Source organism: Alteromonas australica (genome assembly GCF_000730385.1).
Classification (GTDB): Bacteria; Pseudomonadota; Gammaproteobacteria; order Enterobacterales; family Alteromonadaceae; genus Alteromonas; species Alteromonas australica.
The window spans coordinates 3,525,812-3,545,400 of the sequence record NZ_CP008849.1 but is presented as its reverse complement, the minus strand read 5'-3'; the positions used below and the strand labels follow the sequence as shown (position 1 = coordinate 3,545,400).

15 protein-coding genes are annotated in these 19,589 nt (G+C 44.4%); 6 read left to right on the top strand and 9 right to left on the bottom strand.

The genetic code is table 11. The features are described from left to right. Window positions 1-13: 13 nt before the first annotated feature. The 3 genes from EP13_RS15455 to EP13_RS15445 all read right to left on the bottom strand — a co-directional run bounded on the left by EP13_RS15455 (window position 14) and on the right by EP13_RS15445 (window position 3,900). Complete coding sequence (locus EP13_RS15455) at window positions 14-1,129, bottom strand: diguanylate cyclase domain-containing protein (protein WP_044058063.1); 1,116 nt, start codon at window positions 1,127-1,129, stop codon at window positions 14-16. Window positions 1,130-1,282: 153 nt separating this feature from the next. Next, a complete protein-coding gene (locus EP13_RS15450; RefSeq protein ID WP_044058062.1) occupies window positions 1,283-3,148 on the bottom strand; it encodes a monovalent cation:proton antiporter-2 (CPA2) family protein in 1,866 nt (621 codons plus the stop codon). 173 nt (window positions 3,149-3,321) lie between these two features. Continuing rightward, window positions 3,322-3,900 (bottom strand): porin family protein, encoded by a 579-nt coding sequence (locus tag EP13_RS15445; protein WP_044058061.1) that lies wholly within the window; start codon window positions 3,898-3,900, stop codon window positions 3,322-3,324. 570 nt (window positions 3,901-4,470) lie between these two features. Between EP13_RS15445 and katG the strand changes: the two genes are divergently transcribed. Together katG and EP13_RS15435 are read left to right on the top strand one after the other, a co-directional pair. Next, a complete protein-coding gene (katG, locus tag EP13_RS15440) occupies window positions 4,471-6,771 on the top strand; it encodes a catalase/peroxidase HPI (RefSeq protein WP_044058060.1) in 2,301 nt (766 codons plus the stop codon). 178 nt (window positions 6,772-6,949) lie between these two features. Next, on the top strand, window positions 6,950-7,435 hold the full coding sequence (locus tag EP13_RS15435; RefSeq protein WP_044058059.1) for a hypothetical protein: 486 nt from the start codon (window positions 6,950-6,952) through the stop codon (window positions 7,433-7,435). 46 nt (window positions 7,436-7,481) lie between these two features. Here the strand turns inward: EP13_RS15435 and EP13_RS15430 are convergent, their stop codons facing one another. From EP13_RS15430 to EP13_RS15420, 3 genes are all read right to left on the bottom strand, one after another. Further along, window positions 7,482-8,414, bottom strand: coding sequence for an AraC family transcriptional regulator (locus EP13_RS15430; RefSeq protein WP_052364449.1), 933 nt, complete (start codon window positions 8,412-8,414; stop codon window positions 7,482-7,484). Window positions 8,415-8,572: 158 nt separating this feature from the next. Beyond that, window positions 8,573-9,895, bottom strand: coding sequence for a mechanosensitive ion channel family protein (locus EP13_RS15425; RefSeq protein ID WP_044058058.1), 1,323 nt, complete (start codon window positions 9,893-9,895; stop codon window positions 8,573-8,575). Window positions 9,896-10,489: 594 nt separating this feature from the next. After that, a complete protein-coding gene (locus EP13_RS15420) occupies window positions 10,490-11,221 on the bottom strand; it encodes a FadR/GntR family transcriptional regulator (RefSeq protein WP_044058057.1) in 732 nt (243 codons plus the stop codon). Window positions 11,222-11,567: 346 nt separating this feature from the next. On the opposite strand from EP13_RS15420, the gene EP13_RS15415 reads away from it, so the two are divergent. From EP13_RS15415 to eda, 3 genes are all read left to right on the top strand, one after another. Further along, complete coding sequence (locus EP13_RS15415) at window positions 11,568-13,772, top strand: polysaccharide lyase 6 family protein (protein ID WP_044059062.1); 2,205 nt, start codon at window positions 11,568-11,570, stop codon at window positions 13,770-13,772. A gap of 72 nt (window positions 13,773-13,844) precedes the next feature. Beyond that, complete coding sequence (locus tag EP13_RS15410) at window positions 13,845-14,768, top strand: sugar kinase (RefSeq protein WP_044059061.1); 924 nt, start codon at window positions 13,845-13,847, stop codon at window positions 14,766-14,768. A 31-nt stretch (window positions 14,769-14,799) separates the two neighbouring features. Further along, a complete protein-coding gene (eda, locus tag EP13_RS15405) occupies window positions 14,800-15,417 on the top strand; it encodes a bifunctional 4-hydroxy-2-oxoglutarate aldolase/2-dehydro-3-deoxy-phosphogluconate aldolase (protein WP_044058056.1) in 618 nt (205 codons plus the stop codon). 77 nt (window positions 15,418-15,494) lie between these two features. Here eda and EP13_RS19270 read toward each other — a convergent pair whose 3' ends face one another. Beyond that, window positions 15,495-15,695, bottom strand: coding sequence for a hypothetical protein (locus EP13_RS19270; RefSeq protein WP_156026767.1), 201 nt, complete (start codon window positions 15,693-15,695; stop codon window positions 15,495-15,497). Between the two features lie 330 nt (window positions 15,696-16,025). Between EP13_RS19270 and EP13_RS15400 the strand changes: the two genes are divergently transcribed. Further along, window positions 16,026-17,369 (top strand): DEAD/DEAH box helicase, encoded by a 1,344-nt coding sequence (locus tag EP13_RS15400; RefSeq protein ID WP_044058055.1) that lies wholly within the window; start codon window positions 16,026-16,028, stop codon window positions 17,367-17,369. 94 nt (window positions 17,370-17,463) lie between these two features. Here EP13_RS15400 and EP13_RS15395 read toward each other — a convergent pair whose 3' ends face one another. After that, window positions 17,464-18,282, bottom strand: a complete 819-nt coding sequence (locus EP13_RS15395) for a 2-keto-4-pentenoate hydratase (protein WP_052364448.1) — start codon at window positions 18,280-18,282, stop codon at window positions 17,464-17,466. 132 nt (window positions 18,283-18,414) lie between these two features. Beyond that, window positions 18,415-19,170 carry an SDR family NAD(P)-dependent oxidoreductase gene (locus EP13_RS15390; RefSeq protein ID WP_044058054.1) on the bottom strand — a complete coding sequence of 252 codons (756 nt, stop codon included), beginning with the start codon at window positions 19,168-19,170 and terminating at the stop codon, window positions 18,415-18,417. Window positions 19,171-19,589 lie beyond the last annotated feature (419 nt).

Here is a 19,589-nt window from a genome sequence, read left to right as displayed (position 1 = left end):
TATAGGCAAGGGGTTAATATGCCAGCTGCAGGGCGCAATTACCTTTCCCTTCTGGCCTATCAGTGGAGGATTCTGATGTGGCAGTTAGCGCAGCCGAAATAGAGTCAAACACACAAATGTGAGTGGTAAAAACCGGCGTGTTCGAATGTGTTTGTAGGTTGTGTGCAGTGAGGTCGTTAGCGAACCGGTCAGCAATCGCTAAAGAGGCCTCTTCCGGCACACCCTTTAGCACAGCGGCAAAAGTATCGTCTGACAATCGCGCTATCGTATCTTGCTCACGGGTGTATTGCTTAAGGCTGGAAACCACCTTTTTAATACTGTTTTTGTAAAAGCTTTCGCCCAGATCCTGTTTAATATCAGCGAGAGCATTGATTCTTACAAGAATAACAGAATGAGTAGAATAGGCAGGATAAGATTCAAAAAGTTGTATCATTTGCTCTCGAGAGTAGTAACCATCACAGCTAGGTGTCAGTGTGTTTAAAGGCACGCGAATTTCACTGGCGAGTGGGTTATTGAAAAGGGTAAACGCCAATACAATTGTGGCGACATCGATTAATATTAAACTCACTTGATGGAGAAGATGGATGTCGCTGAACTCTCCTGCTAGCGTTAATGCAGCGGACACTACCCCATGGAAAAATAGCACAAACGCGCTTGCGAATAACAACTTCTTCATAGCGTATCCATGCGATCGAATGACCAGCCTTTCATTGTAAAGGGTGCCTTCACAAAGAAGTAATATGCATGCAGCGATACTCATATTAAGCGCTTCGGTAAGACTGGGTGAAATATAGAAGCAGAGGCAGGTTGCGATGCTGCCACCTACAAACGTCCACCACGCATAGGTATTCAATGAATCCTTCTTTTGTCGAAGCGCAGATAAACTCAAGAAGAGTTGGTAGCAACCTAATAGCCCAAAAACAAAGCCAGTGAGAATGAGCACCGTGGGCAATGCTAACTCGGTGGTAGTCCAACGTAGGATTAACGTTATCGCAATCAGTGCACAAGCCAAAGAAGCATGTGTATCAGCTTTCGATTTACCACGTTTCGCCTTCGTCGCTAAAGCGCTGCCAGTGGCAGTACACGCAGCGATAGCAATGAAAAATGAAAGGGAAACGAGACTTTGCACTTTGCCTACTCGAATAGTTAAGTCCCCATTATTATACCTAAGTATGAATCAGCAAAAAGTTAACTCCTTTACGGTGACGTATGCGATGCAATATTTAGGTATGGCTTTTCATGCTTAAAATCTGCAGAAATAAAATGCCCTTTATCAGGCCGCTTATTCGCTTTTACTGTTATTTTTTACCTCAGCTTTCTCGATCTTGTCGTTATTGTTACAGGTATTAAATCTATCTCCCGCTTGAGAGTCTTGCGCCAACACTTGCGTGAGGTCCTGCATTCTTTGTTTAATTGCCACTCCGTAAGACTTATCATCGCCCCATACATCGGCAAGCATTTTCATTGATTCAATGTCGTGCTCCCTAAACATCCTGCCCGCTCTTTCGGCATCCGTATCTTCATTGCCGAGCAATTTGAGAGATTCAACGGCAAGTACAATAGCAGAGTCAAACAATTCACGGTTGAATGTTGTGACGTTCAATCTTATGAGTTGATAGGCGTGGCGTCTATCTCGTGCTCTTACCGCTAACTTGAGATTGGGATAGTGCTTTCTCGCTAAATCCACAATTGCCATAGACTTGTCTACATCATCGATGGCAATAACAAGAAGCTGTGCATGTTGAGCGCCTGCTGCATCCAATAACTCTTTTCTCGCGGCGTCCCCGTAATACACTTTATTACCAAACTTACGGAGCAGGTCGATTTGCGTGGGACTATGATCTAACACACTCACTTCATACCCTTGTGCCTTGAGTAAGCGGCCAATAATCTGTCCAAAGCGCCCATATCCAGCAATAATGACATGTTTCGACTCCCCAATTTCACTCGGCGCATCAAAAGCAGGAGTGTCTGTTTTACGGTACTTTTGCGCATAATCATAGAGCATGAGTAGCAACGGCGTGATGACCATAGATAGCGCTACCACCAAGGTGACTAGGTTAGCTTCGTTGTCACTGACTATACTCAATTGGCGAGAAAGGGATAAAAGAACAAAGGCAAACTCTCCACCTTGGGCTAAGGCGATGGCAAACAATAGACGTTGTCGTTTGTTGATTGAAAATAAGGTGCCTAGCGCGAAGAGAATTAATGCTTTAATGGCAATTAACGCCACCACTAACATGACAATGAGTAAGCTGTTATCTAGCAACAACGTAAAATTAATAGACGCACCCACCGTGACAAAGAACAAGCCGAGCAACAATCCTTTAAAAGGCTCAATATCTGCTTCTAACTCGTGGCGAAACTCGCTTTCAGCTAATACGACACCGGCGAGGAAAGTGCCTAGTGCAGGCGACAAACCGATAGATTGCATCAGTAAAGCAATGGCTATTACAAGAAACAATGCAAACGCGGTGAAAATTTCACGCATATGAGTTTGTGCAATATATCGAAATATCGGTGCAGATACATATTTTCCCGCCACGATAATTCCCGCAATGGCCGCAACGGATACGGCAACTTTCTCCCACGCAGACCAGCTCGAAATAAGTGAGTGCTCACTTTCTATGGCACTTTCAGGCATAAAAGAAAGTAACGGTAATAAAGCAAGAATAGGGATGACAGCAATATCTTGGAATAAAAGCACGGAGAAGCTGTTTTGCCCAGCATCCAATCTAAGCCAGCCTTTTTCTTCTAGCGACTGAACCACAATTGCCGTGGAAGAAAGAGCGAGCATAAGCCCCACGGTGAGAGAGGTTTGCCAAGCCAATTGCAGCGCGAAGTAAGCTACACTGAAAATAGCGGCGGTTGAGAGCAGAACTTGAAGCCCTCCCAACCCAACGATGGAGTGGCGAAGTGTCCATAATCGTGATGGCTGCAGCTCAAGGCCTATCAAAAACAGCATCATGACGACACCAAACTCAGCAAAATGCATAATTTCAGTTTGGTCACCCACTAATGAGAGGGCATAGGGCCCAATCAGGATACCTGCTATTAAATAACCTAGAACAGAACCTAACCCTAACCTTTTGGCCAGAGGCACAGCCACGAGCGCCGCCGTGAGATATATTAAAGCAAGTAAAAGCATAGTGTTGTCGCCGAAGGTGTAATGATTGGTATGCTAGCCTAATTCGTTTAGCGGGGTAACAAGTGAAAGCGTATAAAATGACTATCAATAGGCGAATTTACATTCAACGTTAAAAACGGCACCGTGAGAGGTGCCGCCTTCAAAGAAATAACGTTTATTTCTGCGAATAATGATTAGAAACGGTATTCAATCCCTAAACTGGCTTGTTTTAAATCTGTTTCAAAGTCAGTATCGTCAATGTCGTCAACAGCTTCATCTGCATCTAGCGTCGTGTCGTACACCGTGTACTCTGCATTAACGAGGAAATTACGTGTGATTTCATAACTGATACCAGCCCCAACAAACAAGCTCTCGTCGTCGTAGTCGCCAGTAGCAGTACCGAAGTTGTACTCTGTTTCAGACCAAAGTTGCCCCACTTTTGCGTAGAGAGAAAAACGGTCTGAAATAGGAAGGATCCCTTTTACCGCAGCAGTGTAGCCGTCGGTTTCAGCGCCAGCAAGGTCACTGCCATAATCGCCGAAATCTATGTAACTACCTTCTAGTGCTACCCATTCGTTAAACTTATAACCAAGTAGTCCTTGCCATACGTCCTTATCGTCGTCGAAGTCATCTTCACCTTCGGCTTTTAGGTAACCATAGTTGCCACCGACGTAAAACCCACTGTCATCCATAGGGTAGTCGCTAGACTGGGCGTATGTGCCAAATGAAGTTAATGCGGCAATACTTGCAATAGCTGTAAGTGTGTTTTTCATAATGATTCCTCTTGTCTTTAACGTTGTCCTTCACCAAGTGCCGATTAACCGGCAATTTGGCGACTCAAGTTTCACGATATGATGAGAGAAGAATTTCCCCCGCTTTCGCTGTTGAGTTTTCATAGGGAGGTGTTCAAGAGGTGTGCCAGCGTAAATATGACCAAAACCGGGGGAGAAATTGGGTAATATTTTCAAAGCGAGAAGGGATTTGATGAGTATATAAACAGTTTTGTAAAGTTGCCGGTATTTTGAGCAACACAACTTTACTCACCAAGTGTAAAGACTTCACGCTCACACACGTGTTTTATAGTTAACCCTGCAGTGTCATTAAGGGTCTCATAAAATAGCTTTAATTATTGATGTTTAACGATTTTTAAAGGCTAATTCAAATTTCCTATTAAGCCCATTTGTTTTATCAACTGTAAATTTCTCGTCTTGCTATCTATCTTTTAAGAGCTTGGTGTAAACAAATTGTTAACGCGTTGTCGGCGTAAAGAATGTGGACACGACAAAGAAGCTCCCTACGTCATTGACGAGGGCTAACACACGAGAAAAAACGGGAACAAGACCATGACGATAAAAAGGTTTAAGAAAACCACGCTGTCAGGCCTAATCGCCTTGTCGCTTGCAGCGACTGGGGCAATTGCCAACGATCAAATCAGTAAGCCTGCTGGCGCAAAAGGTAGCGGTACTAGCGTGCCATTTCAGCCTAAAAATAATAAATTTTGGTGGCCTGAGCAGTTGGATTTATCGCAACTTCGAGACCATGACACACGTTCAAACCCACTAGGCGAAGACTTTGATTATGCAGAAGCATTCTCGAAGTTAGATTTAGCCGCGGTTAAAGCTGATGTAAATGAACTCCTTACTACATCGCAAGATTGGTGGCCGGCAGATTTTGGAAACTACGGTCCTTTTTTCATTCGTCTTGCTTGGCATAGTGCTGGTACCTACCGAACGTTAGATGGTCGTGGTGGCGGTGATGGTGGTCAAATGCGATTCGACCCACTAAATAGCTGGCCTGACAATGCAAGCTTAGATAAAGCCCGCCGCTTACTTTGGCCAATAAAGCAAAAGTATGGTGAGTCTATTTCATGGGGCGACTTAATGATCCTTGCCGGTACAGTGGGCATGGAAAACATGGGCTTTGACACCTACGGCTACGCAGGTGGTAGAACTGATGATTGGGAACCTGATATGGTGTATTGGGGCCCAGAAGTAGAGATGTTAGCCAGTGACCGTGAAGAGCGTGATGGCAAATTGCAACGTCCGCTAGGCGCAACCCACATGGGCTTAATCTACGTTAACCCTGAAGGTCCAAAAGGGGTGCCTGATCCTATGGGGTCAGCTAAGAACATCCGCATTGCCTTTTCACGTATGGCGATGAACGATGAAGAAACTGTAGCGCTTATTGCTGGTGGTCACACCTTCGGTAAAATGCACGGCGCACATAAACCTTCAGATTGTTTGGGTGCAGAGCCTGGTGGTGCAGGTCTTGAAGAGCAAGGTTTAGGTTGGAAAAACAAATGCGGGAAAGGGCATTCAGAAGACACGGTCACTAGTGGACTAGAAGGCGCTTGGACGCAACTTCCCACAAAGTGGACGAGTTTGTATTTACAAAACCTGCTTGGCTTTGAGTGGAAACAAACACGCAGTCCAGCAGGCGCGATTCAATGGGTACCCACCGACGAATCTTTGCATAAGTCAGTTCCAGATGCGCACGTGGAAGGTAAACGCAATCCACCTGTGATGACCACAGCAGATCTTGCCTTAAAGTACGATCCTAAATACCGTGCTATCGCTGAACGATTCCTTGCTGATCCCAAAGAGTACTCTACAGCCTTTGCGAAGGCCTGGTTCAAGCTTACTCATAGAGACATGGGGCCAAAAGAGAGATACTTAGGCACAGATATCCCAGAAGAAAACTTTATTTGGCAAGATCCTGTTCCTGAAGTGGATTACCCACTGATTGACAAAGACGATGCCAAGGCATTGAAAGCGGCCATTCTGGACACTGGTTTAACGGTACAACAATTGGTGAAAACCGCATGGGCTTCTGCGTCTAGCTTTAGAGCGTCAGATCTTAGAGGCGGCGCAAACGGTGCACGTATCGCCCTTGAGCCTCAGATTAGTTGGGATGTAAATGAGCCTGATACCATTAAAATGGTGGTGGCTAAACTGAAAGAAGTTCAGAGCGACTTCAACGAAGGCATGTTTAATAAAAAGCAGGTATCGTTGGCCGATCTCATTGTTCTTGGTGGCGCAGCGGCCATCGAAAAGGCGGCAGCAGATGCAGGCGTTGAAGTGACGGTTCCGTTTGTTCCGGGTCGCGGCGATGCAACACAAGCACAAACTGACGTGAACTCGTTCTCATTGCTTGAGCCTAGTGCTGATGCGTTTAGAAATTACTACAATGCAGAAAAGAGCTATCGCACACCGACGGAAATGTTGATAGATAAAGCTGATCAACTTTATCTTACCGTGCCTGAGATGACGGTACTTCTTGGTGGCCTACGGGTACTCGATGTGAATGCAGACGGTGCGTCACATGGGGTGTTCACTGAAAACCCAGGTACCTTATCGAATGACTTTTTCGTGACCTTGCTAGATATGGGTGTGAAATGGCAGAAAACCGATGATGCAGGCGTTTACCAAGCCATGGATCGTAATACAGGTAAAGTACTATACACAGGTACACCTGTTGATCTTATCTTTGGCTCAAACAGCGAACTAAGAGCCGTGGCCGAAGTATATGCTTACAGCAACGGGAAAGAGAAGTTTGTCAACGATTTCGTAAAAGCGTGGACAAAGGTGATGACTCTCGATCGTTTCGATTTGCGTCATGATCTTGGCAAGCCATTAAATATGTAGGTAATGATACGCACGCGTTGAAATCTACTGATAAATTCAAAGGGCGATAATCAATCGCCCTTTTTTATTTTTTCAAAAAACGTGGATTCCATTCTGAAAGCAGTTCAAAATTTGGGTACACTAAGTGGCTATGTTTACGGCAATTTTCTGCACCAAATAGCGAACACTAGTTTTAGCCATGGCCCAAATTCAGCGACACCTTGTTAGCCTTGAAATGCTGGTTGATGATTTAACTTTGCTTTCTTCCAACGAATGCAGTACCAACGTGCATTTAAAGCTGATACGGGAATATCGGCAGGTGTTAGCCTTGCTGTTAGAAAGTGTTCAGCAAGAAACGGAATCTAGTTTTAAAAAGTGGCTAACCCCTACCTTATTTGCTCAGGTATTTGAAAATAAGCGAATGGTGAGCATCCATTTGCGCCTAGTGGATTACGTATTAACCTACTGGCAGACGATGCAGAAAGTGAATGACATACGTGATACAAACTTTGAAAGCAATGCGGATAAACGGCTAGATTTACTGCATGTCAAAGCCGTTAAAGCAAAGTCACAACTAAAAACCGTGGCCAGTGCCATGGGACAAGACAATTACTCGCGATTTCTTGCCCTTATCAACCTGTCTGACGTCGAGTGGCAATGGGATGTCATCCGCGCCCGCTATTAACGTAAAGCACCTCGTGCTTTGATGCTTTCCCTAATTAGGCCTGCACTTAATTAAAGGCTGGCTTACTGGCCTCTTTATAAGTGTCGGGTTGAAACGTCTCGGGGAGCGGCCTAGACTGAGTCCATTGTTTTGGCGAAAGGCCATATAACCGCTTGAATTCACGGCTAAACTGAGATGAACTAACGTAGCCTACAGACATTGCTGCTTCACTTACATTCTTACCTGATGCTATCTGCATTGCTGCGTTATTCAATCGCATAGACTTCATAAATTGAATGGGAGACATCAAGGTTGCTTGTTTGAATTTACGATGGAAAACCGCACGACTCATACCTACCTGCGAAGCAAGTTCATCAATGGTGACATTGTCGTTCAAATGAGTAGCCAAATAATCGATAGACCGCGCAATTTCGTTGCCTATGCCGAAGGCACGTTTAACGGCTAATCCGCTTTTACCTTTTAATACCGCATAGTAAAGTTCTCGCAGCCTAGCCTCGCCTAATATGGCGGTATCTAATTTTTTGCCCCCTAACTGTAATAGCCGAAAAAGTGCCTCGGAAAAATTATCGTCCCAATCAGCTAACGATAAACTGCTGAGTTGTTCACTAGGTTTTGGGGACTTAATTAGGCCGGAAGCGGTTTCAATTTCTAGCGCCAACTCGGTCATGACTTTAGTATCTAGAGAAATTGAAACACCTAATAGCGGGTTTTCTACTGACGCATTTGGTGTGCCTGCTTCAACGGGCATCGACACGGAACAGCACAGGTATTGGCGACTGTCGTAAGTCAATTTATTGCCTTCCAGTATGGCTTCTTTTTGACCACTCACAATGGCGATGATAGTGGGCTCATAAACTGCTGGAGAACAAGGGATAGAGGACGTTACCTTGAAAGTACGCACCCCTTTAATGCCTGTTTCCGAAACACCCTCTTGGTGAGCAAGGCTTTCTACTATTTGCTTAATACGCTGCTTTGTCATGCCTAAAATCTCTTGCTGATACAAATAGGCATATAATAAGCGAAAAATTTGGCTTATTTAACTCTATTTAGGTGTTTTTGATTGCGTATGGCAAGATTTATAAGGCGCATTCAGCACGGGGAGACGCCAAGATAAAGGCCGCAAGCAAGACCTTTCCCTTACGGCGTGGTTTCTTTAATACTAGGACCCTCGTTGAGTACACGTACTTCTCGCTGCGGAAAGGGAATCTCAATACCATGTTCTTTTAGTGTTTCAAACACAGTCAGTAGCAAATCGCCCCCGACGCGATTTTTCCCATCGTCTACCCCTTCAATCCAAAACTCGACGAACATATTCACGCCTGAGTCGCCGAAACTGTCTATTTCACAGTCTGGGCGTTCTTCAAAAGGCACAGCATCACCGCTGATCACCTGCGGGTGTTGAGACACCGCGTCTTTTATGATGTCGACCATGGCACGAATATCGGTTTTATAGGCCACAGAAAAATCGATACGATAACGTTGTTTTGGGTCTTTATGCGTCCAGTTTATGAGGAGTGAACTAATAAATTTTTCGTTGGGTACGAGAATATCTTTGCCATCGAAGGTTTCAAGTACGGCGTAACGCATTTTGAATTCACGCACGATACCCTTTTGGCCATCTTCGAGTTCCACATAATCGCCTACAGTAAGAGATCTATCTAATAAAATGATAATACCGGAGATAAAATTTGACGCGATAGACTGCAACCCCAACCCGAGTCCTACACCTAATGCACCACCAAATACCGCTAGGGCGGTAAGGTTTATCCCCATTACGTTTAGTAGTAGAAGAAACACAATGCAAAAAAGCGCCACCTCAAAAAGCTTCGCAAAAACCTCTTTAGTTGAGCCGTCTAACGTATTGTGATTACGGATGATGTTTTGACCCACAGTGTTGGACGCTCTGCCTAGCCAAAATAGCAACCCGCCAAAAATGAACACTCTGGTAACGCCGTAGGCTGAAATATTCACGTTACCGATAGAAATAGAGATACTTTGTAGCGCATCGGTAATGACAGGTAACACACCCACAAGATGTAGAAACAAGACAGGCATGGCAACGTAACGCATGAAGCCTGCAAAAAGTGCATTTTCTACAAAGATCCTAATCAATGAATTAACAAAAAGCATAACGGCTACAACAATGGCCACGTTAAGTAACCATGCGTCAAACTGATATTGCTCAGAAAGCACTGAGGTAAGCTTTAAAGCGCTAATAGTGATGATTGGAAATAGGGTGTCACTGGCTTTATGGGCTAATCCGTAAAGCGTATGTGTTCCTTTAAGCTGCGGCCGGCGTTCAATCTTAAGTGCGTACTTAAGCTGACGTGAAGCAAGGAAAGACACCAAGTAGATAGCGGCTAAAACAAGCAATTGTATAGCAAAACTTTCCGTGTAGATCGCAGCTTTAATGTTGGCTAGTGCTTCATCAAGATGTATCACAAGGTTATCTACATTCATATTAGCAGTCAGCTCCAGAGATACCGGCGTTGGGCACTCAACGTTGGATAATTAATACTAGGCCGCTTTTTAACCTTTAAATTATACAAGGTAAAGAAATATTCACATTTTATCTGTAAGAGGTGAGGGGGGGGCCCATAGGAAAAAACGTACATATCTCAAAATTGGAATGACCAGTTTTTGTATTGGTAATGTGTTATTGTCATCATTGGTAAAATAAATGGTTGACCGGTGGCAGGATTTTGGTTACATTTATTTTACGCAGACGGAAAGAATAGACGGTCTCTGGCACACAAGCATTAAGGTGTAACCTTCAGAGGAAGTCAGGTCTAGCTTAAGTTTATCCTGCGGCGGCGTAGGTGTGTGCGGGCCGTCGTGGGGCCTTTATTGGTCAAGCCGATTGAAGACTTTGTGGCAAGTATAGAGTAGAGCCTTCAAGGTTACTTTTTATCTTCGGTCGGGGAAAGCAGTACGAACTCAAGTCAATAAAAACAACATAACTCACTGAGTACCCTAGTAAGTAACAGGCTTCGTAAGAAGCCTGTTTTATTTTGTGCGCCATAAAATCATCAACGATGATGTTGTCGCTTAGATTTACTGACTTAAATGAGAGATTGAGTAAAGATCGCGGGTTTCATCGGTTTTGCGTTTAATTTCTTCAAGTGCTTTTGCTTCGCTTGCATCAAAGAGCGCATTAATCAGGCGATTGAAATGATAATGCATAGCGCGCCGGGCACCTGCTGGGTCTTTATTCGCAATGGCATCATATATCGCGGTGTGTTCTTTCAAGCGCTGCTCATTCCCTTGCGAGCACACTTCACTGTAGGCACTAACAACTTGCGGAACAGTGCGTCGTAATTGCCACAAATTTTCTACTGAAATAAGAATGGCATTGTTACGGGTAGCTTGAGAGATAACTTGGTGGAAACGTTGATCGGCAGCATCTGCTTTCTCGGGCGTCTTCATTTCTACCAACGTTTGATGCAGTTCAGCCAGTTCTTCTTGAGAGATTGTTGAGGCCGCAAGCGCAGCAGCCTCGCCTTCCACTAATGCTCTCGCTTGAGTGAGTTCAAACGCACTAATAGGTTTAGAATTGTTCTGGCTGTTTTTCTGTTGCAGCACATAAACGCCGGAGCCGGTCTTTACTTCCACGCGCTCGCGTACTTCCAACGCAATTATCGCTTCTCGGATGGTAGGCCTGCTTACTTGATACGTTTCCGCAAGTTCTCTTTCCGCAGGCAATCGACTGCCAACGGGGTATATACCCTGATCGATAAGCGATTCAAGCTTCTCGACAATACTCCAAAAAAGCCGACGGGTTTTCATTAATTCTACCTTTTTCTACATATGCCAAACACACTGTTAAGATAACGATTGTATCCTGAAAACAGCGCTAAGCGCAAAAGCAGGTAGATACAACCATTCACAATAGTAGCAATTTTTTAACATTTATCAATTGGTAATATAGGTTAATTTGATTTGGTAAAATAAATTGGTTGTTTTTAGCGGCTTTATTGGTTAGATTTAACCTCTGGAGTTAGTAACAATTTGATAACGGCAATAAAACATATTTGTTTTTCAGTCACCCTGTACGGGGTGAAGTACGCAGCATACGGACGAGTTTGTTCTGCGCTTTGCATATGTTTTTGCTTTTTGTCAGGGAGTAGAACGAATGTCAGTATTTAAACGATTCACGCTTTTGATTGGCTCAACCGTTGTATTAAGTGCGCAGCCGGCACTTGCAGAGGATTTCTTGGTTGATTCTTTAAGCGCTTATCAAAAAGCCGTGAGTGATTTAGCCCCAGGCGATCGCGTTATCTTAAAAAACGGTGTCTATGAAGACTTCGAAATGGTATTCGATGCAGAAGGCACAGCCGACGAGCCTATCGAATTGACTGTTGAGGAAAAAGGTAAGGTTATCTTATCGGGTCAATCAAGCCTAGCTATAGGCGGAAAGCACCTTGTGGTTTCTGGTCTTGTATTTAAAGACGGTTATTCTCCTTCCGGCGCCGTGGTCAATTACCAGGTTAATAAGAACCGTTTAGCTAATCATGTTCGAGTGACAGAGTTAGTTATAGAAGACTACTCTAAGCCAGACCGCTTTGAGAATGACTACTGGGTAGCGCTTTACGGCAAGCATAATCGCCTAGACCACAGCTATCTTGCTGGTAAGCGAAACCGAGGCGTTACCGTCGCTGTGCGCCTCAATAGCGAAGAGAGTATTGAAAATCACCACCGCATTGACAATAACTACTTTGGGTTTCGCCCTGAGCTAGGTTCTAATGGAGGGGAAACGCTACGGATTGGTACTAGCCACTATTCACTAGAAGATTCATTTACCCTTGTCGAAAACAACGTGTTTGATAAGTGTAATGGCGAAGTTGAAATTATCAGTGTTAAGTCAGGAAGCAATACACTCAAGGGCAATACCTTTATTGAGTCTAGAGGGACGTTAACGTTGCGCCACGGCAATGGGAATAAGATTCTTGAAAATGTTTTTCTAGGAAACAGGGTGGCGAATACCGGCGGTGTGCGCATCATCAACCAAGACCAAGAAGTGGCTAACAATGTATTTAAGTCGCTAACGGGTTATCGTTTTGGCAGCGGGTTTACCATTATGAATGGTGTTCCCAATTCGCCCATAAACCGCTATCACCAAGTTAAAAATGCGTATGTGCATCACAATACCTTCATTGATGTCAGTCACATTCAACTGGCTGCAGGGGCTGATGAAGAGCGCTCCGCTGCGCCTATAGATAGTCGCTTTGAACAAAACCTTGTCATCAGCGATAAGGCAGACACTACCTTTAGCTTTTTCGATGATATAAGCGGTATCACGTTTAACGATAATATAGCTAATTACCCGGTAGATAAGAAAATTAGTGAAGGGTTTAATGTAGACGACAGCATAACGGCTGACACGGGTTATAACGTAACTGTTGATGGCGTTACCGTCGGCGCATCTAATTCGGTTAAAGCGCTAACAAAAGATGACGTTGGCCCAAGCTGGTACACCAAAAAAGCGTACGATACCGCTTTTGGTTCTGGCAAGGTTCATGAAGTGTCCGCTGGCACTAACGCGTTATTTGATTCAGTTGCCAATGCCTCTGACGGTGACGTGCTACTCCTCAATGATGGCGTCTATAATGAGCAAAAAATTGTTTATATTGATAAAGCGTTAGTGATTAAGGCAAAACATCCTCATAAAGCCAAACTGCTTCCCCAACGTTCAGCATTGTTTGAAATTAAGGATAATGGCGCGCTTTCTCTTTCAGGGTTAGTACTGTCAGGTGAAGACGCCCCCGATGCTACAGGGAATACCCTTATTCGCACGCAAAAGTGGGGGCTTAGAACTAACTACCGTTTTGAAATGGACAACACTAAGGTTGTGGATTTAACCGTTAACCATAGTTACCACTTTTTTGCTGCAGGGGCACGAAGCTTTGCAAAATCGTTCTCCATTACCCATAGCCAATTTTCCAATATTTCCGGTCACGTATTAAAGTTTAATAAAGAAAAAGATGATTTAGGGATATACAACGTGGAAATGTTACACGTGAGTGACAACAGCTTCACTAATATAGAAGGCGCTTTGGCATTGGTTTATCGTGGTGGCAGAGATGAGAGTACCTTCGGCCCACAAGTGACAGTGACCGACAACGTCATCAATAATGTAGGCAAAGGTAAACGTAATTCACGTCACGCCAGCCTATTTTTCCATGGTGTTCAAATTGCCAACGTTACAAATAACCTGTTTGAGGACTCGGCACCTATTTCCATTGAATTGACCGTGGGTGAGCCTCAAAACCATTTAAGTGGTAACAAATTCGATAACACAGCCGAGCCCCGTATCGTCGATTTTCTGGCTCAAAAGTAAACGTATTAATAGGTATTAACATCCCTAGGCCAGTAAATGGGCATAGGTGAAGACATTTCGGAGTCCGCATACATGAGAGTGGGATTTATTGGTGAATGCATGGCCGAGCTAAAAGAGCTTGATGGCCAGCTATCAGAAGGGTTTGCAGGCGATACGTATAATTCTGCAGTGTATCTAAAGCGCACGTTTAACCAACATGAAACGTTTTATATTAGTGCCGTAGGAAGCGATCCTTTAAGTGACCAAATGGTCGCGGGGGTGGAAGAAGAAAATATCAGTACACGTTTCTTAAAACGCGATACTGAAAAGCATATTGGTTTATACAGAATATACACTGATGACGAGGGTGAGCGTTCGTTTATCTACTGGCGTTCAGATTCTGCCGCAAAACGAATGATGTCTATGTTTGATGCGACTGATATCGCGTCTATGACCGCATTGGATATGGTGTTGTTCTCTGGCATTGCACTCGCTATTTTGAATGAAGATGATTTAGCACAATATTGGATGCTGCTAAGTAAGCTTAAAGCATCGGGCACAAAATTAGTCTTTGACATGAACCACCGACCGTCTCTGTGGCGTGATAATGAGGCAGCGAAAGCGCTTTATGCGAAGGCTTTTGAACTGGCGGATGTCGTCTTGCCAGGACTCGAAGATTTTAATTTTTTATATGGTTTTGAAACCATTGATGAAGTCATTAGTTACTTAGAGCAGTTTACGTTTGATGAAATTATCATAAAAAATGGTAGTGATCCCGTTACGGTTATTGCCGAGGGTAACCGGATGACTATCCCTCTCACGCCAGCTACGAAAGTGGTGGATACCACGTCTGCTGGCGATGCGTTTAATGGTGTTTACTTAGGGGCACGTTTAGCCGGCGTAGAGATAGAAGACGCTGTACAGAAAGCGTCTAAATGCGCTGCATTTGTTATTCAACATCGTGGTGCCATTGTAGAAGCGGGCACTTATCAAGATTTCGTACAAAATTTGGCTTAATAGTCAGATAACACATTGAGAGAAAAGTGATATGGATTCAGTATCGTCATTAATGGATGGGCAGGTTTTGCTGCCAATTATTCAGGTAGACAACGAACATGATGGGGTGGCTATTGCAAAGGCCATGCATGCTGCTGGACTAAAAACCGTTGAAGTTGTTTTACGTTCAGAGCAATCAGCAAAAGCCCTGTCTGCGATAAAGGCTGAGTTGCCTGAAATGATTGTAAGCGCGGGGACCATTGTTGACGAAGCATCGTTAAATGTGGCGCTAGAAGCTGGTGCCGATTTCATCGTGACACCAGCGGTCACCGAGAAATTACTGAGTAAACTGACCCAATGCGGTAAGCCAGTGATACCAGGCGTGTCTACCGTGGCTGATATTGTATTAGCCAGAGAGCATGGTTTTAGAGAACTTAAGCTATTTCCTGCAGCCTTATCGGGCGGTGCAGGCTTCCTCAAAGCAGTAGGCGGTCTATTCAAAGATACCAAATTTTGTCCAACTGGCGGTATATCTCAAGACAACTACCAAGACTATTTAAGCTTAAATAATGTTTTCGCTATTGGCGGCACTTGGGTCGCTAAAACTGATTGGGTGGTGAATCAGGAATGGCAAAAAATTACTGATGCCTGCGCAAAAGTAAAAGCGTAAAACAAAAATAGTACATAGAAGGGGTGTTCGCCTAGGTTATCGGTGAACACCCTTTTTTGTTTCTCATGTTGGCAGAGTTACTTTCTCAATGACCAAGCAACATTATCTGAAACGTAGCTGTGCGCCACAACGACAGTCGATGCACTCTGGCTTGGAGAGTGACTATAAATAGAGTTATCGATACGCACAGACGCGCTAGCCTGGGTTGTCAAAGTTGTAGTGCCGTTCATTGCTGCCCCGCAGGTACGTTGAATATCATTTTGGAGTAGTGGTTGCATGTTATTTCCTCTTAGGTTTTGCATTAGGGTGTTGATTAGCGCTACTCATGATACGCAGTTGAATACAGTAGATAACTGACTTAGAGGATAGGTTTAGTCTAGGTTTGATTAAAAATTAATCTGGCTTGAAGGGCGCAACAGTGGTAGTATGCGCGCCTAATAAGTTGGTACTATTTAAATTTGATAAACGCTTCAGCCGTTAGTTCTCTGTCAGTCCCTCACGCGATTCACATAGTGACCTTTACCGTTTTAAGCCTGCTACAAACTGATAGCTCTCCAGCGCCCCTAGGCTATATCTCATAGCGCATTTTATTTTTTAGGAGTCATCATATGTCATTTACTGAGTTGGGACTGTCAACCCCGCTTTTACAAGCTATTGAAAAACAGGGTTACACGTCGCCGTCTCCCATTCAGGAACAAGCAATCCCGCTAGTACTTGAAGGTAAAGACGTGTTAGCCGCTGCGCAAACTGGCACTGGCAAAACGGCAGGGTTTTCCTTGCCTATGTTACATAAACTATCATCAGGTAAGCCTGCCTCATCCAATCGAGTAAGAGCGCTAATCTTAACGCCAACCCGAGAATTAGCAGCGCAGGTGGAAGATAACGTTCGTGGATTTAATGCGTTTCTTTCGCTAAAAACGGCTGTGGTATTTGGTGGGGTAGGCATTAACCCACAAATGAAAGCACTGCGCTCTGGTGTAGATGTACTGATTGCCACACCGGGTCGTTTACTGGATTTGTTTCAGCAAAATGCGGTGAAGTTTGACCAACTTGAAATGTTAGTGCTTGATGAAGCAGACCGTATGCTGGATATGGGTTTTATCCACGATATTAAACGTATCTTAAAATTGTTACCTGCAAAACGTCAGACCTTATTGTTCTCCGCTACGTTTTCTCCAGAGATCACTACACTTGCTCACACGATTACGGTAGACGCAGTGAAGGTTTCTACCGCGCCGGCAAACACCACGGTAGACAAAATTGAGCAACGCTTAGTTACCCTTGATAAAGCAAAGAAAACCACCGCGCTTATTTGCTTAATAAAACAAAACAACTGGAAGCAAGTACTAGTGTTTAGCCGAACTAAGCATGGCGCTAACCGTATTGCCGAGAAGCTCTCTAAAGCTCGTATTCCTAGCGCGGCCATACACGGAAATAAAAGCCAAGGCGCGAGAACGAAAGCGTTATCAGGGTTTAAAAACGGTGAAATTGGCGTACTTGTAGCCACGGATATTGCAGCACGTGGAATTGATATCAGTGAGCTACCTGTGGTGGTGAACTTCGATTTACCCAACACGGCAGCTGATTATGTTCACCGTATAGGCCGTACAGGGCGAGCGGGAGCAAGTGGTCAAGCGTGGTCTTTCGTGAGTGCAGATGAACTGCAGCAGTTAAAAGACATTGAAACCTTAATACAGCGTCTGTTACCTCGTGAAGTCATGGATGGGTTTGAACCTCAGGTTAACGTACCAGACACGACATTGTCTGCACCGAAAAAGCCGAAGAAAGCCAAAAAGCCTAAGCAAGGGGCTGCGTCAGCAGGAAATAATCAAGGGAATGGTCAACCGCGTTCGTCTCGTCGTCGTCCTCATCAAAAAGCGGCAGGTAATGCTTCTTCAGGCAGAAGGCATGAAGGAAATAGGCAAGGCACATCGCGCCCGTCGGCATCATAACTTAAAGTCATGTCTTTAACTGTTATTGGCAGTGGTCACTTGTACCACATGCCAATAACTACACACCCTTCATATTAATCAGAAGTTTTGTCGCTTAAAATGCCACTAACTTCATATTGATCTTACCCGCCTCACCAAAGTCTACCGTGGACGTTGAGCCTACTAAGGTTTCGTGAACACCGGTAATCGCTCCCGAGCACACCATTGTGCCCTTCGGTAACGTGATATTACGTTTACTTGCTTGGTCTATAAGATAGGCAAATGCCGCCATTGGCCCATTTAATACATTGTTGGCAGGGGCGGAGTTAATCAGTTCATCATTGATGAAACACTTAGTTTCAATGGTCGCGATTTTTGATTGCCAATCCTCGATTGGCGCACCTACCACCATGCCGTGGTTATTGCCAAAGTCTGCAATTATCGCAGTAGGGCCGTAGTCATTTAAGTCCTTCACTGGGCTACTGGCTATTTCGACACCGGTATAAACGTGACGAATCAAATGAGATAGATCCGCAGAAGTATCTATACTGCCAGGCGTGATCTCGCGGTTAATCTCAATCATGAGTTCAGCTTCAACCGCAATAAAACCATCGGTATAGACAGGCAGTTCTATGTACTCATTATCACCGTGAGAATGCCCAATAAAGTGTGCCACATTCTTAAAGACTGGCCCCATTATGCGCTCAGACTTCATTTGCTCACGAAGCTCTGGAATAACCATGCCGACTTTCCAGCCCACAACGTTATCGTCAGAAGCTGCAATAGAAAGATCTTGTACCGCATAGGCTTGCTCTAGTGTGGCGGGGAGTTTGCCCGGAAACTCAGGTAGCGCTTTGCCTGTTGTGCGAGCGTTAAATAGCGTGTCTGAAAGCTGACGAACTTCTTCGTCGGTTAATGTATGAAATTGCAACATGTCATGCCTCTGGGTGTCGCTAAATGTCTATGTTCAACACCTTCCCGTGGTTGAAAAGGTTATGATGGTAAGGAGGGCAAATGCGAAAGAGCAACGCCCATGGCCTTGCTCTTTCGTTAATACAGATAGGAATTAAATCCCTAGAGCTTGGCCGCCACCAATTTGAACAGTTTCTGCAGTAATAAATGACGCATCTTCACTCACTAAGAAAGAAACAACAGAGGCTACTTCTTCCGGCTGACCTAATCGGCCCAACAGAATGCTGTCTTTCCATGACGCAAATACTTCTGGCTTAGTGGCTTTAATTTGCGCGTGGAATGGCGTATCGATAGTGCCTGGAGATACAGCATTCACGCGAATACCTGCAGGAGCAAGTTCTTTAGCAAGTGCACGGGTTAACGTATTAACCGCTGCTTTTGATACGCCGTAGATACCTGCACCTGGGCCACCCGCATTCCAAGCTGCATTCGATGTGTAGTTAACGATGGAGCCGCCAGTGGTTTTCTTAAGATAAGGAATGGCCGCACGAGAAACGAAGAAAGCGCTGTCTAAGTTGAGTGCCATGACCGAGCGGTAAAACTCAGTGGTCATCTCTTCCATTGGGCTTCTTCCACCTAAACCGCCCGCATTGTTAATAACCGCATCGATTTGACCGTATTTTTCGCCGATGGCTTTAACGTTTTCTGTCACCGCTTCGTCGTTAGTAACATCGAAGCCATAATATTCTGCTTCAATCCCCAGTGCTGCTAGCTCTTCTACGCGTTCCGCGCCTTTGTCATCTTCGATACCGTTTAATACAACAGTATAGCCGTCTTCACCTAGACGCTTTGCTACTTGAAATCCAATTCCGCCAGTAGCCCCTGTAACCAATGCAATTTTCTTAGACATAACTCGTTTCTCTTTGTATGTGTATGACAATGAATGTTTACCAATATTAGAGCATTAAAATATATTGGTCTACCAGATAAGGCAATAAAGTGTAAATTTTGTTCTATTATTTTTTGGTTTTTTGTTAATTTAATCGACAGGCCAGTGTTGATACGGGTTGGTTCTAAACAAAAAGTGACGAAAAAGTACAAAAAAATGCACATGGAAGGCGCTTAAAAGAGATTTATTCGAAAAAAGCCTTTGTTAGCGTGAATGGATTAGCCCTATTGCCCTTGCACATTAAGTAAACGCGTAAAAATGTCACGGAAGCTAGCGAATGACACTGAGTTTATCGAATATGGCACCCTGAAAAAGCGTCGCGCAGATGACACCCTGTTACAACCTCTTTATTGGTAATACCAGTTGGTGGGGTAGACGAG

What these genes read in the sequence shown, in the direction of transcription:
- EP13_RS15435 (WP_044058059.1), top strand. Translation starts at nt 6,950, where the DNA reads ATGGCCCAAATTCAGCGACACCTTGTTAGCCTTGAAATGCTGGTTGAT.
- EP13_RS19270 (WP_156026767.1), bottom strand. Translation starts at nt 15,695, where the DNA reads ATGCAACCACTACTCCAAAATGATATTCAACGTACCTGCGGGGCAGCA.
- katG (WP_044058060.1), top strand. Translation starts at nt 4,471, where the DNA reads ATGACGATAAAAAGGTTTAAGAAAACCACGCTGTCAGGCCTAATCGCC.
- EP13_RS15400 (WP_044058055.1), top strand. Translation starts at nt 16,026, where the DNA reads ATGTCATTTACTGAGTTGGGACTGTCAACCCCGCTTTTACAAGCTATT.
- EP13_RS15410 (WP_044059061.1), top strand. Translation starts at nt 13,845, where the DNA reads ATGAGAGTGGGATTTATTGGTGAATGCATGGCCGAGCTAAAAGAGCTT.
- EP13_RS15415 (WP_044059062.1), top strand. Translation starts at nt 11,568, where the DNA reads ATGTCAGTATTTAAACGATTCACGCTTTTGATTGGCTCAACCGTTGTA.
- EP13_RS15445 (WP_044058061.1), bottom strand. Translation starts at nt 3,900, where the DNA reads ATGAAAAACACACTTACAGCTATTGCAAGTATTGCCGCATTAACTTCA.
- EP13_RS15420 (WP_044058057.1), bottom strand. Translation starts at nt 11,221, where the DNA reads ATGAAAACCCGTCGGCTTTTTTGGAGTATTGTCGAGAAGCTTGAATCG.
- EP13_RS15450 (WP_044058062.1), bottom strand. Translation starts at nt 3,148, where the DNA reads ATGCTTTTACTTGCTTTAATATATCTCACGGCGGCGCTCGTGGCTGTG.
- eda (WP_044058056.1), top strand. Translation starts at nt 14,800, where the DNA reads ATGGATTCAGTATCGTCATTAATGGATGGGCAGGTTTTGCTGCCAATT.
- EP13_RS15390 (WP_044058054.1), bottom strand. Translation starts at nt 19,170, where the DNA reads ATGTCTAAGAAAATTGCATTGGTTACAGGGGCTACTGGCGGAATTGGA.
- EP13_RS15430 (WP_052364449.1), bottom strand. Translation starts at nt 8,414, where the DNA reads ATGACAAAGCAGCGTATTAAGCAAATAGTAGAAAGCCTTGCTCACCAA.
- EP13_RS15395 (WP_052364448.1), bottom strand. Translation starts at nt 18,282, where the DNA reads ATGTTGCAATTTCATACATTAACCGACGAAGAAGTTCGTCAGCTTTCA.
- EP13_RS15425 (WP_044058058.1), bottom strand. Translation starts at nt 9,895, where the DNA reads ATGAATGTAGATAACCTTGTGATACATCTTGATGAAGCACTAGCCAAC.